Origin of the sequence: Streptomyces sp. ACA25, assembly GCF_028200735.1 — a bacterium.
Lineage (GTDB): Bacteria > Actinomycetota > Actinomycetes > Streptomycetales > Streptomycetaceae > Streptomyces.
Map to the genome: position 1 here is coordinate 144,041 of NZ_JAQKPV010000006.1, position 19,761 is coordinate 163,801.

A 19,761-nucleotide genomic window follows, 5' to 3' on the forward strand; every position below is an offset into this window, starting at 1 on the left:
GCTGAATCCGGCGCCGTGCCGCATCTCTGCCCCGCGCAACCCGCCGGGCAATCCGGACGGACCGTTACATACGTGTGTGTGGCAGATGAACTGCCGGCCGGACCGCGGCGGGCTGTTTCGCCCGGGTCGGTACCGGAGGCGGCCGCGTCACTCACGGCAACCACCGGGGGCTGTCATGGCCGCTTCCGGCAGCCAGAGTCTCAGCTCGGTATCACCGTCCGGCTCACCGTTCACAACTATGCACATGCGCAGTAATCTGCGGGCACCAAGTGGCCTGACCACCGCCGACCCACTGAGGTGGACGATGCAGATAGCGAGATCCAAAGCTGTTTCCGCGATTGCGGCAGCCGTAGCCATGGGAGTGCTGGCGACCGCGTGCAGCAGTGAGCGCGACGGCTCTGGCGACTCTCAGCCCTTCGTCTTCGGCGCAGCCGGGGATCCGTCCTCCCTCGACCCGTCGCTGGCCAGCGACGGCGAGACCTTCCGCATCGCGCGCCAGGTTCTCGAGCCCCTGCTGGACCACGAGTCCGGCACCAGCGAACTGGTCGGCGGCCTGGCCGAGAGCTGGGAGAGCAACGACGACGGCACCGAGTGGACGTTCCACCTCCAGGAGGACGTGAAGTTCCACGACGGTGAGGACCTGACGGGCGAGGTCGTCTGCCAGAACTTCGAGCGCTGGTACAACTGGTCCGGCACCTACCAGAGCAGCAGCCTGTCCTACTACTGGCAGAACATCTTCGGCGGCTTCGCGGAGAACGAGGACGAGGACGGCCGCGACGCGAACTACGCGGGCTGCGAGGCACCGGACGAGCACACCGCCGTCATCTCGGTGCACGAGTACTCGGCGAACTACCCCGGCGGATTCTCGCTGGCAGCCTTCGGCATCCACTCGCCGAAGTCCCTGGAGGCCTACGCCGACGACAGCGTCTCCGAGGGCGACGAGGGCATCAACTACCCGGACTACAGCCAGGAGGCCGGCGCGATCGCCGGCACCGGCCCCTTCGAGATCAGTGAGTGGAACAAGGGCAACCAGGAAGTGGTCCTGGAGCGCTTCGACGACTACTGGGGCGACAACGCCGGGGTCGAGACGCTGATCTTCAAGACCGTCGACGAGGAGGCCACCCGCAGGCAGGACCTGCAGTCCGGGGCCATCCACGGGTACGACCTGGTCGCCCCCGCGGACGTGACGACGCTGGAGGCGGACGATTTCATCGTTCCCACCCGCGACGTGTTCAACATCTTCTACCTGGCGTTCACCCAGGACCAGAACGAGGCACTGGAAGACCTTCAGGTGCGGCAGGCCATCGCCCACGCCCTGGACAAGTCGCAGATCGTCGACTCCCTGCTGCCCGACGGCGGCACGGTCGCCACGCAGTTCATGCCGGAAACCGTGGACGGCTTCTCCGAGGACGTTCCCGAGTACCCCCACGACCCGGACCGGGCGCGTGAGCTCCTGGCCGACGCCGGCCACGAGGACCTCGAGGTCAGCTTCTGCTACCCGACCGAGGTGACCCGCCCGTACATGCCGGCCCCGGAGGACATCTACCAGGTCCTCAAGGCCGACCTCACCGACGTCGGCATCTCCGTGGTGGACAAGCCGATGAAGTGGAACCCGGACTACATCGACACGGTGTACGACGGCGGCTGCGAGCTGCACATCCTCGGCTGGACCGGTGACTTCAACGACGGCTACAACTTCCTGGGCGCCTGGTTCGCCGCCTACGACGAGGCGTGGGGCTTCCGGGACGACGCGCTCTTCGCGTCCATGGAAGAGGCCAACCGTGAGCCGGACTACGACACCCGGGTCGAGCTGTACAAGACCCTGAACGCCGAGATCATGGAGTTCCTGCCGGGCGTGCCGATCTCCTCGTCGCCCCCGTCGATCGCCTTCTCTCCCGACGTCAACCCGCCGAACGTCTCCCCGCTGACGCAGGAGAAGTTCGCCGAGGTCTCCTTCAAGTAACCGCACCTGCCCAAAGGTCCGCCCGGCCGCGGCATCGCCCGGCCGGGCGGACTTCTGGCTGAATCACGCAAGAAAGGGGCGGTGACGCGGTGTTGCGACTGATCGTTCGCAGGCTGCTGCAGCTGATACCCACGCTGCTCGGCCTGTCGGTGCTGCTGTTCCTCTGGCTCCACAAGCTGCCGGGCGGACCGGCGGCGGCACTGCTCGGCGAGCGGGCGACCGCCGCGGACCGGGCCCAGATCGAGGCCCGCCTCGGGCTCGACAAGCCTGTCTGGGAGCAGTACGGCGCCTTCCTGAGCCGCCTCGCCGAGCTCGACCTCGGCACTTCCGTCCGCACCGGCCGGCCGGTCTGGGAGGAGTTCACGCTGCGGTTCCCCGCAACGATGGAACTCGCCCTGTCGGCCATGATCATCGCCATCGTCGTGGGCATCCCGCTCGGCTACTTCGCCGCCAAGCGGCGCGGCAGCTGGCTCGACGTGAGCGCGGTGTCCGGCTCGCTGATCGGCATCTGCATCCCGGTCTTCTTCCTGGCCTTCATCCTCAAGGCCATCTTCGCCGTCAATCTCGGCTGGTTCCCCAGCTCCGGCCGGCAGACCGCCGGCATCAACGCCACGGACGTGACCGGCTTCAAAGTGCTCGACGGCTTCCTCACCGGAGAGTTCGACGCGGCCTGGGACGCGATGATGCATCTGGTGCTGCCCGCGGTGGCGCTCGCCTCCATCCCGCTGGCGATCATCACCCGGATGACCCGGGCCAGCGTCCTGGAGGTGCTCCAGGAGGACTACGTGCGCACCGCCGAGTCCAAGGGACTGCACCAGCACGTCATCCGTGCCCGGCACGTGATGCGCAACGCGCTGCTGCCGGTCGTCACGGCCATCGGCCTGCTCACCGGCGGCCTGCTGTCCGGGGCGGTGCTCACCGAGTCGGTGTTCGCGTTCCCAGGGATCGGCTACTTCATCCGAAGAGCGATCGACGGTCGTGACTACCCCACCCTGATGGGCTTCATCATGATCATCGCGATCACCTATGTCCTCATCAATCTGCTGGTCGACCTGGCCTACAGCATCATTGATCCGAGAGTGCGGGTGCACTGATGAGCACACAGCTGCCCTCCAAGAAGGCCGCCCGGATCGACCGGCTCGCCGAACTCACCGCCGGCCGCGAGACCAGCAGCGGCGCCAGCCTGTGGGTCGAGGCGTTCCGCCGGCTCCGGCACAGCAAAATGGCCCTCATCGGCGCCGCCGTCATCGCCGTTTTCGTGCTGCTCGCCCTGCTCGGCCCCTGGCTCGCCCCCTACAACCCCACCTCCCAGGTGTGGCGCACCGAGGTCCGCCCCAACAGCGGCGAGTTCATCGGGCCCCGGTGGGGCAACTGGCTCGGCCTGGACCACCTCGGCCGTGACCAGATGTCCCGGATGCTGGTGGGAGCCCGGCAGACCCTGCTCGTCGGTGTGGTCGCCACCCTGCTCGGCTTCACCGTCGGCGCCCTGCTCGGCGGCATCTCCGGTGCCGCCCTGACGCTCGGCGGCCGGATCGGCGGCCGGATCGACGCCGTCATCATGCGCTTCATCGACATGATGCTGGCGCTGCCCTCCCTGCTCCTGGCCGTCAGCATCGCGGCCATCCTCGGCCAGAGCCTCACCACGGTCATGATCGCGGTCGGGGTGGTGCAGATCCCCATCTTCGCCCGGCTCCTGCGGGGCTCGATGCTCGCGCAGGGCAACTCCGACTACGTGCTGGCCGCCCGTGCCCTGGGTGTGCGCAAGCGCCGCATCGTGCTGGCCCACGTGCTGCCGAACTCCATGGGCCCGGTCATCGTCCAGGCAACCCTCGCCCTGGCCACCGCGATCATCGAGGCCGCCGCCCTGTCCTTCCTCGGGCTGGGCAACCCCGACGCCGCGCAGCCCGAGTGGGGCGTCATGCTCGCCCAGGCGCAACGGTTCTTCGACCAGGCACCCATGCTGGCGGTCTACCCGGCGCTCGGCATCATCATCACCGCGCTCGGCTTCACCCTGCTGGGTGAGGCGATGCGGGAAGCACTCGACCCGAAACTGCGGAGCTGATGGCATGCCTTTGCTTTCCGTGGACGAACTGACCGTCACCTTCACCGGCCGCGGCCGCCGTGACGTGGACGCCGTGTCCGGGGTCTCCTTCTCCGTCGACGAGGGCCAGGTCGTCGGCCTGGTCGGCGAGTCCGGCTGCGGCAAGAGCGTGACCTCACTGGCGCTCATGGGCCTCCTGCCGGACCGCGGTGTCCGGGTCGGCGGCCGGGCCGAGTTCGACGGCACCGACCTGCTGTCCCTCAGCCGCAACCGGATGCGCGACCTGCGCGGCAGCCAGCTGGCGATGATCTTCCAGGACCCGCTGTCCTCCCTGAACCCGGTGGTCCCCCTGGGCGTCCAGGTCACCGAAATCCTCAGCAGGCACCGCGGGATGAAGGGTGCGGCCGCCCGCAAGGAGGCGGTCACGCTGCTGGAGCGGGTCGGCATCCCCGACCCCGGCCGGAGGCTGCGGGAGTACCCGCACCAGCTCTCCGGCGGGATGCGGCAGCGCGCACTGATCGCCATGGCCGTGGCCTGTGCGCCCCGCCTGCTCATCGCCGACGAACCGACCACCGCGCTCGACGTGACCATCCAGGCGCAGATCCTGGAACTGCTCAAGGACCTCGTCGACCAGGAGGGCACCGCCCTGCTGATGATCACCCACGACCTGGGGGTGGTCGCCGGGCTCTGCGACCAGGTCAACGTCCTCTACGCGGGCAAGGTGGTGGAGGCCGCCGAGCGCCGTCCGCTGTTCGCCGACCCCACCCACCCCTACGCCCACGGCCTGCTGGGGTCCATCCCACGGCTCGACGCACCGCGAGGGGATCCGCTGCACCCCATCCGCGGCTCCATCAACGACACCATTCCATGGGCCGACGGCTGCGCCTTCGCACCGCGCTGCGACTTCTACACCATGGAGTGCCTGCACGGTACGCCGGAGCTCACCGAGCCCCGCACGGCCGGACATCAGGTCCGGTGCGTCAACCCGGTGCCGCCGAAGACGGAGCAGCCGGCCGGCGCCGCCGGGCCGGCGGCCGTACCCCTTGCCAAGGAAGCCGCCCCACAGAAGGAGACCGGGGCATGAGCCTGCTCGAACTGAACGATCTGAAAGTGCACTTCCCGGTCAAGAAGGGCATCCTCTTCGACCGCACGGTCGGACACGTCTACGCCGTGGACGGGGTGTCCCTGTCCGTCGAGGCGGGGCAGACCTACGGCCTGGTCGGGGAGTCCGGCTGCGGCAAGACCACGCTCGGGCGGGCCGTTCTGCGGCTGGTGGACATCACCAGCGGTTCCGCCGTCTTCGACGGCACCGACCTGGCCGCCCTGCCCGAGGAGGAGATGCGCCGCTCCCGGCGCCGGCTCCAGATGGTCTTCCAGGACCCGCTGGGCAGCCTCAACCCGCGGCAGAACATCGAGTCGATCCTGTGCGAGGGGATGGAGGCGCACGGCATCGGCGCCGACCGTGCCGAGCGCCGGGAACGGGTCCTGCGCATCCTGGAGAAGGTCGGTCTGCCCGACGGCGCGCTGTCCCGCTACCCGCACGAGTTCTCCGGCGGACAGCGGCAGCGCATCGGGATCGCCCGGGCCCTGGTGCTCGAACCGGACATCATCATCTGCGACGAACCCGTCTCCGCTCTGGACGTCTCCATCCAGGCGCAGGTGATCAACCTGCTCGAGGAGCTCCAGGAGTCGATGGGCCTGACCTACCTGGTCATCGCCCACGACCTGGCCGTCGTGCGGCACATCTCCGACATCATCGGCGTGATGTACCTGGGCGCACTGGTGGAGGAGGCGCCCAGCGACGTGCTGTACGCCGAACCCCGCCACCCCTACACCAGGGCCCTGATGTCGGCGGTCCCGGTGCCCGACCCCGAGGTCGAGGACTCCCGCGAACGCATCCTGCTCTTCGGTGACCTGCCCTCTCCAGCCAGTCCGCCGCCCGGCTGCCGCTTCCACACGCGGTGCCCGTGGAAGCAGCCGACCCGCTGCGACACCGAGCGGCCCCTGCTGACGGACATGGGTGACGGGCACAAGGTGGCGTGCCACTACGCGGCCGAGATCGCGGCCGGCGCCCTCCAGCCGTCCGCCGCCTCGGTGCCCTCCCGGAACGACCGCCCGGCCGGCGCCGGGCAGGGCACGCCGCCCGGGGAGACGGAGGACACGCGGCCGGAGGAATCCGCGCCGGCCGCCTCCTGACCCCCGGACACCGACCGGTCCCGGCCGTCGCCCTGTCCGGGAGGCGGCCGGGAGCGTCCCGGGTGCGGAGCCCGGCCGGCCCGGCACCATTAGCTCGATCGGCGGGAAAGCCGTGCCATAACCATCGGTGACGGGCTAACGTCGGAGCGTGAAGGCCATCCGTCGATACTCCGTGCGTCCCGTCCTTCCCGAACCCCTGCGACCGCTTCAGGACCTGGCACTGAACCTGCGCTGGTCCTGGCACCCCGAGAGCCGCGAGCTGCTCGCCTCCGTCGACCCCGAGGGCTGGCGGGCCGCCGGCGGTGACCCGGTGCGGATGCTCAGCACCGTCTCCGCGGCCCGGCTGGCCGCCCTCGCCGCCGACCGCCGCTTCCTGCGGCGGCTCGGCGCCGCCGCCGAGGAGCTGCGCGACTACCTCACCGCACCCCGCTGGTACCAGCAGGCGGGGCCGGAGCTGCCCCGTGCCGTGGCGTACTTCTCCCCGGAGTTCGGCATCACCGCCGCGCTCCCCCAGTACTCCGGTGGCCTCGGCATCCTTGCCGGGGACCACCTCAAGGCCGCCAGCGACCTCGGTGCCCCGCTGATCGGCGTGGGCCTGCTGTACCGCCACGGCTACTTCCGGCAGAGTCTGTCCCGGGACGGCTGGCAGCAGGAGCACTACCCGGTGCTCGACCCTCACGAGCTGCCGCTCCGGCTCCTCACCGAAGCCGACGAGTCCGCCGTCCGGGTGGCGCTCGCGCTGCCCGGCGGCCGCACCCTCAGCGCCCAGGTCTGGCAGGTGCGGGTCGGACGGGTGCCGCTGCTGCTGCTCGACTCCGCTCTCGCGGACAACGCCCCCGCCGAACGCGATGTCACCGACCGGCTCTACGGCGGCGGGAGCGAGCACCGGCTGCTCCAGGAAATGCTCCTCGGTATCGGGGGCGCCCGCGCGGTCCGCGCCTACTGCCGGCTCACCGGGCACCCCGAGCCCGAGGTGTTCCACATGAACGAGGGCCACGCCGGCTTCCTGGGCGCGGAACGCATCCGGGAGCTGGGCAGGGCCGGCCTGGACTTCGACAGCGCGCTGCGCACGGTCCGGGCGGGCACCGTGTTCACCACGCACACCCCGGTCCCCGCCGGCATCGACCGGTTCCCCGAGGAGCTGGTCGCCCGGCACTTCGGGGAGGGCGGCGAACTGCCGGAGCTCGAGCTCGCGCAGCTCCTCGCCCTCGGCCGGGAGCCGGCCGGCTGCACCCCCGGCGGCCGGGCCGCGGCGGAGGAACCGCACCACTTCAACATGGCGATCCTCGGGCTGCGCACCGCACAGCGCGCCAACGGCGTCTCCACACTGCACGGCTCGGTGTCCCGGCAGATGTTCTCCCTCCTGTGGCCGGGCTTCGACGCCGCCGAGGTGCCGATCAGCTCGGTCACCAACGGCGTGCACGCCCCCACCTGGACCGCCGGGCCGATGCTCGCCGCCCGGCCCGACCGGCTCTCCGACGCCGCCCTCTGGGAGCTGCGGCGCACCCTGCGCGAACAGCTGGTGCACGACGTCCGTACCCGGCTGCGCGCGTCCTGGCAGCAGCGCGGCGCGGGCCGGGCAGAACTCGGCTGGGTCGACGACGTGTTCGACCCGGACGTGCTCACCCTGGGGTTCGCCCGCCGGGTGCCCTCCTACAAGCGCCTCACCCTGATGCTCACCGACCAGGAGCGGCTCAAGCGGCTGCTGCTCGACCCGGACCGGCCGGTGCAGATCGTCGTCGCGGGCAAGGCCCACCCCGCCGATGACGGAGGCAAACAGCTGATCCAGGAGCTGGTCCGGTTCGCGGACGACCCCGGGCTGCGGCATCGGATCGTCTTCCTGCCGGACTACGGCATGGCCATGGCCCGCTCGCTCTACGCGGGCTGCGACGTCTGGCTCAACAACCCGCTGCGGCCGCTGGAGGCCTGCGGAACCTCCGGCATGAAGGCCGCGCTGAACGGCTGCCTCAACCTGTCCGTGCGGGACGGCTGGTGGGACGAATGGTGCGACTCCGACTTCGGCTGGGAGATCCCCACCGCCGACGGCCGCGCCGGCTCCGACCCGGAGCGGCGGGACGCCGTCGAGGCCGCGGCCCTGTACGCCCTGCTGGAGGACCAGGTCGTCCCCTGCTTCTACGAGAACCGCGGGACCGCCGAGAGCCGCGAGCGGGGCGCCGGCGCCGGGCTTCCGTCCCGCTGGCTGGAAATGGTGCGCGCGACGCTCGGCCGGCTCGGCCCCGAGGTGCTCGCCGAGCGGATGCTCAAGGAATACGTCACCGGGCTGTACGCTCCGGCGGCGGCCGCGCACCGCACGCTGAGCGCCGACCCGGACGCGGCCCGGCAACTGGCCGGCTTCGCGGCCCGGGTGCGCCGCGAATGGCCGCGGGTGACCGTGGACCACGTCGAGTCGGGCGCCGAAGCGGCCACGCTCGGCGGCACCCTGCCACTGCGGGTGCGGGTCACGCTCGGCGACCTTCAGCCGGCCGAGGTGGAGGTCCAGGCGGTGACCGGCCGGGTCGATGCGGAGGACACCCTCACCTCCCCGGTGGTGATGCCGCTCAAGCCGGCCGGTGGCCCGGACCTGGACGGCCGCTGGACGTACGAGGGCGAGCTCGTCCTGGACCGGGCGGGCCCGTACGGCTATTCCGTCCGGGTGCTGCCCGCCCACCGGCTGCTCGCCTCCCGGGCCGAGCTCGGCCTGGTGGCCCTGCCCGGCGCGGACGTCACCGAGACCGCCGGGGTCCTCTTCCGCTGAGTGCCGCGTCGGTCAGGGCTTGCCCGTCGAAGGACGGCGTCCGGTGCGAGGGATCGCAAGGCACCGTACCGGGCGCCGCGACGGGGCAGAGACAGCACGAGCCGTATGCCTCACTCAGCGGTTCGCCGTCGCTCGAGCGACATCAGTGCCGCTGAGGTCTGCCGGTCCATCTTCTCCGTGGCGTATCTGAAGGTGACGCGCGGCATTTCGCCGCTCCACTCCCGCAGGAAGGCCGCGACTTCCTCGGGGTGGACCGGGGCGGCGACCTTCAGCAGCCACCCGCAGCCCTTCTGGACGTACACGTCCTCGTCGTGCATGAGCCGGACACAGTTGTCGAGGACATGGTCGAGAGGAAGCTCGAAGGTCGAGTCGCCGACCTTGCGCCGCACGAACTTCACCACCGCCACATTCGCAGCGCGCCGCGCCCAGTTCGACTCGGAGCCGATCCACTCCCGGGTCCGCGGGATCCGGTCGAGGTGTCCGAGGAAGAACGGGTACAGCAACTTCAGACACATGTCGTCGCACTGAGCCCAGTTGGAGACGCGCGTCTCCAGCCAGCGGAGGCAGTGGTCGAGGAGTTCCGGTCCCAGGTCTTTCTTCGCGACCTTGTGCAGGAGCGCGAAGCCCAGCAGGATCTCCTCGTGGTGAGTCGCCCGCGACAGGACCTCCTCGGCCAGCAGCAGCCGTGTCGTCGCGGGCACCTCGGGCCGCTCGCGGAAGTAGTCGTTCGCCAGGCCGGCCACGGCGGCGTTGCGTACGCCGAGCACGGCGACCCCACTCGGAAAGTACCGCTGCGTGCTGTGCGCGAAGGCGCTGTCCGCCCGGATGGCGAGGTCCTCCAACAGCCGCTCGGCCACCGCCTCGGTATTCATCCCGGCACCCGCTCCCTCGGCCGCTTGTCCAGCGTCATGCGCGTGTACCCCGTTCGCGGCTCCCCGAGTCCGCCGGCCCACGGCGCGGGAGCGGGCCGGCGGTCTCGGCCGTGGTCAGACCAGGCTGTCCCGCCAGGCCCGGTGCAGAGCGGAGAACCGGCCGGTCCCGGCGATCAGCTCGGCGGGCGGGCCGTCCTCCACGATGCGCCCGCGGTCCATCACCAGCACCCGGTCGGCGATCTCCACCGTCGACAGCCGGTGCGCGATGATCACCGCGGTGCGGCCCTGGAGCACGGTGCGCAGGGCGTCCTGGACGGCCTTCTCGCCGGGGACGTCCAGCGAGGACGTCGCCTCGTCCAGGATCACCACCGCGGGGTCGGCCAGCAGCACCCGCGCGAACGCGACGAGCTGCCGCTGCCCGGCCGAGATACGGCCGCCGCGCTTGCGCACGTCCGTGTCGTAGCCGTCGGGCAGCGCGCTGATGAAGCCGTGCGCGCCGATCGCCTCGGCGGCCCGCACGATCTCCTCCCGGGAGGCGTCGGGCTTGCCGAGCGCGATGTTCTCGGCCACCGTCCCGGAGAACAGGAACGCCTCCTGCGTCACCATGACCACCCCGCGCCGCAGCTCCTTGGTGCCGAGCCGCCGCAGGTCGGTGCCGTCGAGCAGCACCCTCCCCTCAGTGGGGTCGTAGAACCGGGCCAGCAGCTTGGCGAGGGTCGACTTGCCCGCCCCGGTGGCGCCCACCACGGCCGCGGTCTGCCCGGCGGGCAGCGTCAGGTCGAACCGCGGGAGCACCTCACCGCCGGTCCGGTAGGTGAAGCACACCCCTTCGAAGGCCACCGCGCGGCCCGGCTCCCCGGTCCGGCGTTCCGGCAGGGCGACGGGGTGCTCGGGCTCGGGAACGTCCGGCCGCTGAGCCAGCAGACCGGCGATCTTGTGCAGCGAGGCGGAGGCCGACTGGTAGTAGTTGAGGATCATGGCGAACCGGTCGACCGGGTCGTACAGCCGCCGCACGTACAGGGCTCCGGCCGCCAGCACGCCGAGGGCCAGCTCGCCGGCCGCCACCTGGAAGGCGCCCCACACCACGATGGCCGTCACCGCGGTGTTGGCGGTGAGCCGGGCAAGGACCACGAAGCGGGCCATCTCCAATATGGTGCTGCCGTTCACGTGCTGATGGTGCCGGTTCAGCCGCCCGAACGCTTCCTCGTTGGCCCGCTCCTGACGGAACGCCTTCACCGGGCGGATGCCGTTCAGCGTCTCGTTGAACTTGACGATGACCGTGGCGATCGCGGTGGACCGCCGGGAGAACAGGGCCCCGGCGCGCCGCCGGTAGCTGCGGACCAGCAGGTAGAGCGGGAGGAACGACAGCAGCGCGGCACCGCCGAGACCGAGGTCGAGGTAGAGCAGCAGCGCGGTGATGTACCCCACCGAGACCACCACGATCAGCAGTTCCTGAAGCCCTGCGTCCAGGAGTTCACGCAGGGAGTGCACGTCGCTGGTGGCCCGGGAGATCATTCGTCCGGAGGTGTAGCGGTCGTGGAAGTCCAGGCTGAGGGCCTGGGCATGACGGTGGATGCGGGCCCGCATCTCCAGCAGGACCTCCTGGCTGACCCCGGCCGAGGCGCGCACGAAGCCGTAGAGCAGCAGCCCGGACGCCGCCGCGCACAGCAGGTAGCCGAGGCCCACCCAGGTGAGCGGGCCGTAGTCGTTCTCCGCCGCCGCCGGGACCCCGCGATCGATGGCCACGGCGACGAGCAGGGGGCCGGCCTGCACCGCTGCCTGCTGCAGGAGCAGCAGCACCGCGGTGATCGTGACGCGGCCCCGCTGCGGGCGGAGCAGGGAGAGGAGCAGCCGGCGGGAGGCTCCCGGGGGAGCCGGCAGGGTGTCCTGGGCGAACGGGTCGCCGCCGGTGTCCCCGCCGGTGCCCTCGCTGTCCGGCCCGGTGGCCGGCTCCCGGCGTTCCGGGCCGGACGGTGGGCCGGACGGGCCGGTGACGGTGGTGGTCATCGGGCCGGCACCTCCTGGTCCTGGTCGTGGTGGTGGTCGGGCCGGGGCTCCCCGGTCAGCAGATGGCGGTACTCGGCGCTGCTCCGCAGCAGCTCGGCGTGCGTGCCGACCGCCGTGATCCGTCCGCCGGACAGCAGGGCGGCCCGGTCGGCCAGCAGCACGGTGGACGGGCGGTGCGCCACCACCAGGGCGGTGGTGCTCGCCAGCACCTCCCGCAGCGCGGCCTCGACCAGGGCCTCGGTGTGCACGTCCAGCGCGGACAGCGGGTCGTCCAGCACCAGGAAGCGCGGGCGGCCCACGACGGCCCGGGCCAGGGCGAGACGCTGCCGCTGGCCGCCGGACAGGCTCATGCCCTGCTCACCGACCTCGGTGTCCGGGCCGTGCGGCAGGGCGGCGACGAAGTCGGCCGCCTGACAGACCCGCAGGGCCCGGTCCAGGGCGGCCCGGTCGGTCTCCTCGGTCCGGGCGGGGTCGTCCGGCATGCCCATCATGACGTTCTCCCGCACGGTCGCGGAGAACAGCGTGGGGTCCTCGAAGGCGAGGGCGACGCGCTGGCGCAGCTCGTGCGGAGCAAGGGTGGCGATGTCCGTGCCGTCCAGCGTGATCCGCCCCGAGGTCACCTCGTGCAGCCGGGGGACCAGCGCGGTCAGGGAGGTCTTGCCGCATCCGGTGCCGCCGACGAGGGCGAGGGTCTCGCCGGTGCGGATGTGCAGGTCGATGCCGTCCAGCACGGGCCGGGAGCCGGCCGGCGCGTCGGGGTAGCGGAAGACGACCCCGGTGAACCGGATGCCGTCCGCCGGGGCGTCGGGGTGCGGGTCCGGGACGGTGGCGGCCGCCGGTGGCCCGTCCCCGGTCCCGGTCCCGTCCTGGTCCGGAGCACCTGCGGTGGGAGCCGTGGTGGCGGGCTTCCCGGTCTCCGGAGGGATCCTGGTGTGCAGGACGTCGAAGTACCGGTCCGTGGCGGTGGCGGCCTCGTTGCACATCGCCAGGAGGAACCCGATCGACTCGATCGGCCAGCGCAGTGCCAGCGCGATGGCCATGAAGGCGACCAGGGTGCCCGCGGTGATGGTGCCGTTCGCCACCTGAAGCACGCCCACCACCAGCGCGAAGCCCAGGAACACCTCGGGCAGGCCGTAGATCAGGCCCAGGATCCTGCCCAGGAGCCTGGCTTTGCGCAGCTCCGTCCCGCGCAGCCGCAGGGCGAGGTCCCGGAAGGTCTGGGCCTGGCTGCGGTGTCTGCCGAAGCCCTTGATGATGCGGATGCCCAGCACGGATTCCTCGACCACCGTGGTCAGGTCGCCCATCTGGTCCTGGGCGCGGCGGGAAGCCTGCGAGTACTTCCGCTCGAAGGCGGTGCAGACGAAGATCAGCGGCACCACGGGGGCGAGCAGGATCAGTCCGAGTGTCCAGTCCTGGGCCAGCAGAATGGCACTGCCCACCGCGATGGTGGTCCCGTTGACGACCAGATAGGTCAGCGGGAAGGCGAGGAACATGCGCAACTGCTGCAGATCCCCGGTGCCCCGGGACAGCAGCTGTCCCGTCGCCCACCGGTCGTGGAAGGCGACCGGCAGCCGTTGGACATGCCGGTAGAGGTCCGCGCGCATGGTCGCTTCGACTCCGGCGAGGGGACGGGCGACCAGCCAGCGGCGGAGCCCGAACAGCACCGCCTCGGCCCCGCCCACGAGCAGCAGCACCGCGCCGCCCAGCCACACGCCCGCGGTGTCCTCGGTGGCGATCGGGCCGTCGATGATCCACTTGAGCACGAGCGGGAAGACCAGCCCCAGGCAGGAGGCGAGGACCGCCACGCCGGCCGCCGAGATCAGCCGCGCCCGCACCGGGCGCACGTACGGCCACAGCCGCAGCAGGGAGCGGACCACGGATCTTTTCCGGGCAGGGGCGGCTGGGGCAGGGAGCGCTGAGGCAGACATCAGGACCGAGCTTACGGTTCGGCACCGACGGTCCCCAGTGAGTTTCCGTCCGCGGCCCGGGCCCGGGCCGCGCGGGCCCCACCGGCGCAGGGGGACGCGCGGTGCGCTGTCAGTGCCCCGGCTTAGGCTGCCGGTATGAATGAGCGGACGGACCTGGGCGAGCTGCAGGCGGCGCTGCGCACCGCCGGCGATATCGCCTTCGATCAGGAGAAGCCGTCGGGTGAACAGGCCGAGGTGCTGGTGGGCGAGCTGCGTCGGGCGCTGGCAGCTGCCCAGGCGCTGACCGGCGACGGCGGTGCCACGGGCTGCCGGGAGCACCCTCAGGGCGCGGTCGATCCGTTGTTCGGCGACAAGGAGGATCCGCTGCCGGCCGGATGGGGGAAGTGCCTGCTGTGCAACGACCGGCGTCGGCGGGCGTCCACCCGCCGACGGCAGATGAGGTGACCGGCGCCCGGCCGCGGGAGTGCGGGGCGCCGGGGACACCCCGGCTCAGGGCCTGGAGACCCGCATCTCGAACCAGACCGACTTGCCGTGCGCGAGCAGGTCGACGCCCCAGCGGTCGGCCAGGGTGTCGACCAGGGTGAGTCCGCGGCCGGTGGTGTCGGAGTCGCGGACCGGCAGCAGGCAGGGCAGCGCCCGGGAGGGGTCGCGTACCTCGATGCGGATCCAGCCCCGGCGGCGGCGGATGCGCAGGCCGAAGGAGTGGGCACCGGCGTGCTGGACAGCGTTGCCGACGAGCTCGGACACCAGCAGCACGGCGTCGTCGGTCAGTTGGGCGGGGAGCAGCCACCTGGTCCGCAGCTGACGCCGGGTGAGCGTGCGGACGACACCGGCCGACTGCGGGTGGGAGGGGAGCCGCACCTCCTCGGCCGACGGATCGCTGGTGGGATCCAGGGCGGTCCGGATCCCTTGGTCCTCACACCTGACGCCCCGAGGGGCAGTATCTGCCGCTGCCATGGGCCCATCATGACGTGCATATGCCGCGGGTGGAGGCGTTTCCTCCGGATGGCCGCGAGGCGGAACGGTTCCGTCCACTTGCCCCCGGCAGGCCCGTGACGCCCTTCCAGTCCCCGGGCGCGCTCCCGACCTGCATTGACACAGAGTCAATGAGGTGTTGCGGAACGTCGCGGCCGGGTCGGAGCGGTCCCTGCCCCGGGGCAAGTCCGGGGACAGGTATCACTCGGAAGGGTGAGATCAGGAGAACGTGGCCTTGCCGGGACCGTCCTCGACGAAGCTGCGCATGCCGGTCTCGCGGTCCGTGGTCGCGAAAAGCCCGGAGAACCAGTTGCGCTCCACGGTAAGGCCGGTGTCGATATCGGTCTCCAGGCCGGTGTCCACCGACTCCTTGGCTGCGCGCAGGGCCATGGCCGGGCCCGCGGCGAGCTTCGCGGCCCAGCTCCTGGCCTCCTCGTACACCTCACCGGCGGGCACCACCCGGTCGACGAGCCCGATCGCCAGCGCCTCCTCGGCCCGGACCTGCCGTCCGGTGAAAATGAGGTCCTTCGCCCGGGACGGTCCGACGAGGCGGGGGAGCCGCTGGGTGCCGCCCGCGCCGGGGATGAGGCCGAGCAGGATCTCCGGCTGGCCCAGCTTGGCGTTGTCGGCGGCGATCCGGATGTCCGCACACAGTGCCAGTTCGCATCCGCCGCCCAGGGCGTACCCGGTGACGGCGGCGACGACCGGCTTGGGGATGCGGGCCACGGCGGTGAACGCGTCCTGCAGCCCACGGGAGCGGGCGACCATCGCGGCATGGTCCATCTCCCGCATCTCCTTGATGTCCGCTCCCGCGGCGAACACCTTCTCGCCGCCCCAGAGGATCACCGCGCGCACGTCCTCGCGGCGGGTGATCTCCTCGGCGAGCTCGCGCAGCCGGTCCTGCACCGCGATGTTCAGGGCGTTCATCGGCGGGCGGTCCAGCCGGATGGTTCCGACGCCGTCCGCTACCTCGAGATGCACAGTCATGCGCGTCAGGTTAGCCGCCGTTCACGGAACCGGGTCCGGTGCCCTTCGTCACAGCCGGAGCACCGGACCCGTCACACCCGGGGGAGCGAGGTCACTGACCGGCGCCCCACTCGCTCCAGCTCATGTTCCAGCCATTGAGGCCGTTGTCCGGAGCGATCACGTCATCGGCCGAGTTGATGACCTCCACGACGTCCCCGAGCATCGAGTTCTGGAAGAACCAGGCCGAAGGAGTGGAACCGTCCCCGCCGCCCTGCACATCGCGCAGGCCGATGCAGCCGTGGGTGTCCAGGCTGCCGCCGAAGGTGCCCGGCGAGGACCAGTAGTTGCCGTGCAGGAAGGTGCCGGAGGTGCTCAGCCGCATGGCGTGCGGGACATCGGGGATGTCGTAGTCGTAGCCGACGGTGGCGCCGTCCATCCGCAGCTCCTCGTGCTTCTCGCTGATCACCATCTTGCCGTTCCAGGTGTCCATCCCCGGCTTGCCCGCGGTGATCGGCACGGTGTCGAGGACCTCGCCGTCCCGCACCACCGTCATCGTGAGCGCGTCGACGTCGACGGTACTGACCTGGCTGCGGCCGACGGTGAAGCTGAGGTCCCGGTGGAGCGTGCCGTAAACCCCGGGGGCGCCCTCGACGCCCCGGACGCGGAAGCTGACGTCGACCTCCGTGCCCGCCTCCCAGTACTCCTCGGGACGGAAGTCCAGCCGCTGGGTACCGAACCAGTGGCCCCGTACCTCGGTACCCGAGCCCGCGGTGATCGTGACGGAGTCACGGACCTCGGCGGTGTTCTCGATCGGGGTGTCGAAGGTCAGGGAGAGCACCATGCCGACGCCCACCGTCGCCCCGTCGGCGATGTTCCAGGAGGTGCTGAAGGTCCGCTCGGCGGCCACCGTGGTGAAGGTGGACTGCTCGGTGACGGCGTCCCCCGCCGTGTCCTCGACCGTCGCCGCCACGGAGTAGGTGGTGGCGTTGGCCAGATGCTCCGACGGCTCCCAGCCCGCCCCGTCCTCACTCAGCTCGCCCGGTATCTCGGCGCCGTCCTCATCCGTGACGGTCACTTCGCGGAGAGCGCCGTCCTCGGAGGTGACCCGCAGCACCCCGGACGTCGGCACGTCCTGGGCCCCGTCCTCCGGTGAAATGGCGACATGCACCGCGGCCGCGGCCCCCGGCTTGCCGTCGGACGACCCCCCCTTCTCCTCCGCTTTGCTGCTGGCGCTGCATGCCGACACCAGCAGCAGTACCACGGCGAGCAGTGCAGCCGCCGCTGCCGGCATCCTGCCACCCCTCGGTCGCGTCCTCACGATCTGTCTCCCCTCGCGCGCACCCCAGAGGCGCCCGGCCTTGCGGACGCCTCGTCAACTGCCAGGGAACCACACCTCCGGGCGGGTGACGCCCCGGTTTTGTCACTGTTCCGTCCCAGTTCAGGGCAGGGATGGGCCTTTCCGGAGCGGTGGTGGGGAAAGCGCTGTCCATGCCCTCGCGAGCTCGCGGCGTGCAGGGCTCCCGCTCCGGGCGCGAGCGAGTTTTCGGGGGCGCGCGAAGGCCCACGACATGACCACCCCGGTACGCTGCGCAATTCCGTACAAACCTGATGAAATATCACGCACAGGCTTTCGGTGCCGCGGCAGCGCGGGCGTGCGGGCCGGCCGACAGGCGGGAAGAACTCACCACACGAACACGGCCACCCCGGAACGTGCCGGGTGGCGGACTCCAGGAGGCGGGACGTGTCCCAGGCACCCGAGCGCGGGACCACCAGCGGAACCGGGACCGGCAGTATCCGGCCCGCGGGCGTGGACGGGGCCCGCCGTCTCACCGACGGCGTGCACCTTCCCGCCCGCTCCACGGCCCGGCGCGAGGTGTGGCCGGGCACCCCGCAGCCGCTCGGCGCCCGCTTCTGCACCGGCCCGCACGGCACCGAGGGCACGAACTTCGCCCTCTGGGCGGGCGGTGCCGAAGCAGTCGAGCTGTGCCTGTTCGACGACAACGGCCACGAGACCCGCTGCTCCCTCACCGAGCTGACCCACGAGATCTGGCACGGCTTCGTGCCCGCAGTACGTCCCGGACAGCGCTACGGCTACCGCGTGCACGGCCGCTGGGACCCGTGGACCGGCGCCCGCTGGAACCCGGCGAAGCTCCTGCTGGACCCCTACGCGCGCGCGGTGGACGGCGAGTACCGGCTGCCGCCCGAGGTGTACGGTCACGTCCGCGACTGGCCCGAGCAGGAACTCGCCGACACCGTGCGGGACGACCGGGACTCCGCCCTCCACGTACCCAAGGGCGTGGTGGTGCACGACCACGACACCTGGTCCGACGACCGGCGCCCCAAGACCCCCTGGGCCGACTCCGTCATCTACGAACTCCACGTCCGCGGCTTCACCATGCGTCACCCCGGCGTTCCGGCGAAGCTCCGCGGCACCTACGCCGGCCTGGCCCACCCCGCGGCTCTCGAGCATCTGACCCGGCTGGGCGTGACCGCCGTCGAACTGCTGCCGGTCCACCAGTTCGCCCACGAGGACCATCTGCTCAAGCGGGGCCTGCGCAACTACTGGGGCTACAACTCCGTCGGATACTTCGCCCCGCACGCCGCCTACAGCGCCTACGGGTCCCGCGGCCAGCAGGTGGGCGAGTTCAAGGCCATGGTCCGCGCGCTGCACGACGCGGGCATCGAGGTGATCCTCGACGTCGTCTACAACCACACCGCCGAGGCGGGAGAGCTCGGCCCCACCCTGTCGCTGCGGGGCATCGACAACCGGGGGTACTACCGGCTCGCCGAGGACTCCCGCTACTACGCCGACTACACCGGCTGCGGCAACACCCTGCACGTCGTCCAGCCCCAGGTCCTGCGCCTCATCACCGACTCCCTGCGCTACTGGGTGCAGGAAATGGGCGTCGACGGGTTCCGCTTCGACCTCGCTGCCGCCCTGGCGCGCTCCATGCACGACGTGGACATGCTCTCCCCGTTCCTGGCCGTCATCGCCCAGGACCCCGTGCTGCGCCGCGTCAAGCTCATCGCGGAACCCTGGGACATCGGCGCGGGCGGCTACCAGGTCGGGGCCTTCCCGCCGCTGTGGACGGAGTGGAACGACCGCTACCGCGACACCGTCCGCGACCACTGGCGCGGCGCACTCCCGGACGTCCGCGACCTCGGCTACCGGCTGTCCGGCTCCAGCGACCTGTACGCCTGGGGCGGCCGCCGCCCCTACGCCTCGGTCAACTTCATCACCGCGCACGACGGTTACACTCTGCGCGACCTGGTCTCCTACGAGCAGAAGCACAACGAGGCCAACGGTGAGGACAACCGGGACGGCACCCACGACAACCGGTCGTGGAACTGCGGGGCCGAGGGCCCCAGCGACGACCCCGAAGTCACCGCCCTGCGCCGGCGCCAGCTCCGCAACATGCTCACCACCCTGCTGCTGTCCACCGGCGTGCCGATGATCGTCGCCGGTGACGAGATGGGCCGCACCCAGGGCGGCAACAACAACGCCTACTGCCAGGACAACGAGATCAGCTGGCTCGACTGGTCCCTGCGCGACGATCCCGCCTGGCGCTCCCTCCTGGACCTCACCTGCCGGCTCATCGGACTGCGCCGCACCCACCCGGTGCTGCGCCGGCGGGCGTTCTTCTCCGGGCGCCGGCACGGCCCCGAGGGCATAAGGGATCTGGGCTGGTTCAACCCCCGGGGAAGAGAGATGTCGGCCGACGACTGGCATGCCCCAGGCTCCACGCTCGGGATGTTCCTGTCCGGCCGGGACATCCCGCAACGCGACGCCATGGGGCGGCCGGTCACCGACGACAGCTTCCTCGTCCTCCTGCACGCCGGACACCGGCCGGTGCGCTACCCGCTCCCGGGACCGCCCTGGGCCGACCGGTACGAGCTGGTCGTGGACACCTCCCGGGAGGACCAGGAGGAGCCTCCCCTCACCCGGCACCGCGGGGGCAACACGCTCCGTCTGCCTGCCCGGTCGGTGCTCATACTGCGGGCCTGCCGGCTCGACGGTGCTCCGGCCGGACCGCATCCGTGAACGCGGGCCGGGCCGG

At 71.3% G+C, this 19,761-nt stretch carries 14 protein-coding genes; 8 read left to right on the plus strand and 6 right to left on the minus strand.

The annotated features are described in order from the left end of the window. The first annotated feature begins 304 nt into the window (after window positions 1–304). The 6 genes from PJ985_RS12015 (at window position 305) to glgP (ending at window position 8,955) form a co-directional block, all read left to right on the plus strand. Window positions 305–1,963 (plus strand): ABC transporter substrate-binding protein, encoded by a 1,659-nt coding sequence (locus PJ985_RS12015; RefSeq protein ID WP_271683666.1) that lies wholly within the window; start codon window positions 305–307, stop codon window positions 1,961–1,963. 89 nt (window positions 1,964–2,052) lie between these two features. After that, window positions 2,053–3,057 carry an ABC transporter permease gene (locus PJ985_RS12020; protein ID WP_271683667.1) on the plus strand — a complete coding sequence of 335 codons (1,005 nt, stop codon included), beginning with the start codon at window positions 2,053–2,055 and terminating at the stop codon, window positions 3,055–3,057. Next, a complete protein-coding gene (locus tag PJ985_RS12025) occupies window positions 3,057–4,025 on the plus strand; it encodes an ABC transporter permease (RefSeq protein ID WP_271683668.1) in 969 nt (322 codons plus the stop codon). Before PJ985_RS12020 ends, PJ985_RS12025 begins: the two co-directional genes overlap by 1 nt. Before the next feature lie 4 nt (window positions 4,026–4,029). Next, the gene (locus PJ985_RS12030; RefSeq protein ID WP_271683669.1) at window positions 4,030–5,088 is read left to right on the plus strand and encodes an ABC transporter ATP-binding protein; all 1,059 of its coding nucleotides are present in this window, start codon (window positions 4,030–4,032) and stop codon (window positions 5,086–5,088) included. Next, complete coding sequence (locus tag PJ985_RS12035; RefSeq protein ID WP_271683670.1) at window positions 5,085–6,200, plus strand: ABC transporter ATP-binding protein; 1,116 nt, start codon at window positions 5,085–5,087, stop codon at window positions 6,198–6,200. Before PJ985_RS12030 ends, PJ985_RS12035 begins: the two co-directional genes overlap by 4 nt. A 148-nt stretch (window positions 6,201–6,348) precedes the next feature. Then, a complete protein-coding gene (gene glgP, locus PJ985_RS12040; RefSeq protein WP_271683671.1) occupies window positions 6,349–8,955 on the plus strand; it encodes an alpha-glucan family phosphorylase in 2,607 nt (868 codons plus the stop codon). A 110-nt stretch (window positions 8,956–9,065) separates the two neighbouring features. Here glgP and PJ985_RS12045 read toward each other — a convergent pair whose 3' ends face one another. The 3 genes from PJ985_RS12045 to PJ985_RS12055 all read right to left on the minus strand — a co-directional run bounded on the left by PJ985_RS12045 (window position 9,066) and on the right by PJ985_RS12055 (window position 13,762). Then, window positions 9,066–9,827 carry a DNA alkylation repair protein gene (locus PJ985_RS12045; protein WP_271683672.1) on the minus strand — a complete coding sequence of 254 codons (762 nt, stop codon included), beginning with the start codon at window positions 9,825–9,827 and terminating at the stop codon, window positions 9,066–9,068. Between the two features lie 114 nt (window positions 9,828–9,941). After that, window positions 9,942–11,834 carry an ABC transporter ATP-binding protein gene (locus PJ985_RS12050; RefSeq protein ID WP_271683673.1) on the minus strand — a complete coding sequence of 631 codons (1,893 nt, stop codon included), beginning with the start codon at window positions 11,832–11,834 and terminating at the stop codon, window positions 9,942–9,944. After that, window positions 11,831–13,762: an ABC transporter ATP-binding protein gene (locus PJ985_RS12055; protein WP_271683674.1), complete on the minus strand. Its 1,932-nt coding sequence runs from the start codon at window positions 13,760–13,762 to the stop codon at window positions 11,831–11,833. Before PJ985_RS12055 ends, PJ985_RS12050 begins: the two co-directional genes overlap by 4 nt. A 135-nt stretch (window positions 13,763–13,897) precedes the next feature. Here PJ985_RS12055 and PJ985_RS12060 point away from each other — a divergent pair, with 135 nt between their 5' ends. Then, window positions 13,898–14,206: a hypothetical protein gene (locus PJ985_RS12060; RefSeq protein WP_271683675.1), complete on the plus strand. Its 309-nt coding sequence runs from the start codon at window positions 13,898–13,900 to the stop codon at window positions 14,204–14,206. A 45-nt stretch (window positions 14,207–14,251) separates the two neighbouring features. On the opposite strand, the gene PJ985_RS12065 is transcribed toward PJ985_RS12060, so the two are convergent. The 3 genes from PJ985_RS12065 to PJ985_RS12075 form a co-directional block, all read right to left on the minus strand. Beyond that, complete coding sequence (locus PJ985_RS12065; RefSeq protein WP_271683676.1) at window positions 14,252–14,719, minus strand: ATP-binding protein; 468 nt, start codon at window positions 14,717–14,719, stop codon at window positions 14,252–14,254. 237 nt (window positions 14,720–14,956) lie between these two features. Continuing rightward, window positions 14,957–15,724, minus strand: coding sequence for an enoyl-CoA hydratase/isomerase family protein (locus PJ985_RS12070; protein WP_271683677.1), 768 nt, complete (start codon window positions 15,722–15,724; stop codon window positions 14,957–14,959). A 91-nt stretch (window positions 15,725–15,815) separates the two neighbouring features. Next, a complete protein-coding gene (locus PJ985_RS12075; RefSeq protein ID WP_271683678.1) occupies window positions 15,816–16,994 on the minus strand; it encodes a L,D-transpeptidase in 1,179 nt (392 codons plus the stop codon). Window positions 16,995–17,510: 516 nt separating this feature from the next. On the opposite strand from PJ985_RS12075, the gene glgX reads away from it, so the two are divergent. Beyond that, a complete protein-coding gene (gene glgX / locus PJ985_RS12080; RefSeq protein ID WP_443033472.1) occupies window positions 17,511–19,745 on the plus strand; it encodes a glycogen debranching protein GlgX in 2,235 nt (744 codons plus the stop codon). The last annotated feature ends 16 nt before the right edge of the window (window positions 19,746–19,761 follow it).

What these genes read in the sequence shown, in the direction of transcription:
- PJ985_RS12055 (WP_271683674.1), bottom strand. Translation starts at nt 13,762, where the DNA reads ATGTCTGCCTCAGCGCTCCCTGCCCCAGCCGCCCCTGCCCGGAAAAGA.
- PJ985_RS12035 (WP_271683670.1), top strand. Translation starts at nt 5,085, where the DNA reads ATGAGCCTGCTCGAACTGAACGATCTGAAAGTGCACTTCCCGGTCAAG.
- PJ985_RS12030 (WP_271683669.1), top strand. Translation starts at nt 4,030, where the DNA reads ATGCCTTTGCTTTCCGTGGACGAACTGACCGTCACCTTCACCGGCCGC.
- PJ985_RS12075 (WP_271683678.1), bottom strand. Translation starts at nt 16,994, where the DNA reads ATGCCGGCAGCGGCGGCTGCACTGCTCGCCGTGGTACTGCTGCTGGTG.
- PJ985_RS12050 (WP_271683673.1), bottom strand. Translation starts at nt 11,834, where the DNA reads ATGACCACCACCGTCACCGGCCCGTCCGGCCCACCGTCCGGCCCGGAA.
- PJ985_RS12025 (WP_271683668.1), top strand. Translation starts at nt 3,057, where the DNA reads ATGAGCACACAGCTGCCCTCCAAGAAGGCCGCCCGGATCGACCGGCTC.
- PJ985_RS12070 (WP_271683677.1), bottom strand. Translation starts at nt 15,724, where the DNA reads ATGACTGTGCATCTCGAGGTAGCGGACGGCGTCGGAACCATCCGGCTG.
- PJ985_RS12015 (WP_271683666.1), top strand. Translation starts at nt 305, where the DNA reads ATGCAGATAGCGAGATCCAAAGCTGTTTCCGCGATTGCGGCAGCCGTA.
- PJ985_RS12060 (WP_271683675.1), top strand. Translation starts at nt 13,898, where the DNA reads ATGAATGAGCGGACGGACCTGGGCGAGCTGCAGGCGGCGCTGCGCACC.
- PJ985_RS12045 (WP_271683672.1), bottom strand. Translation starts at nt 9,827, where the DNA reads ATGAATACCGAGGCGGTGGCCGAGCGGCTGTTGGAGGACCTCGCCATC.
- PJ985_RS12065 (WP_271683676.1), bottom strand. Translation starts at nt 14,719, where the DNA reads ATGGCAGCGGCAGATACTGCCCCTCGGGGCGTCAGGTGTGAGGACCAA.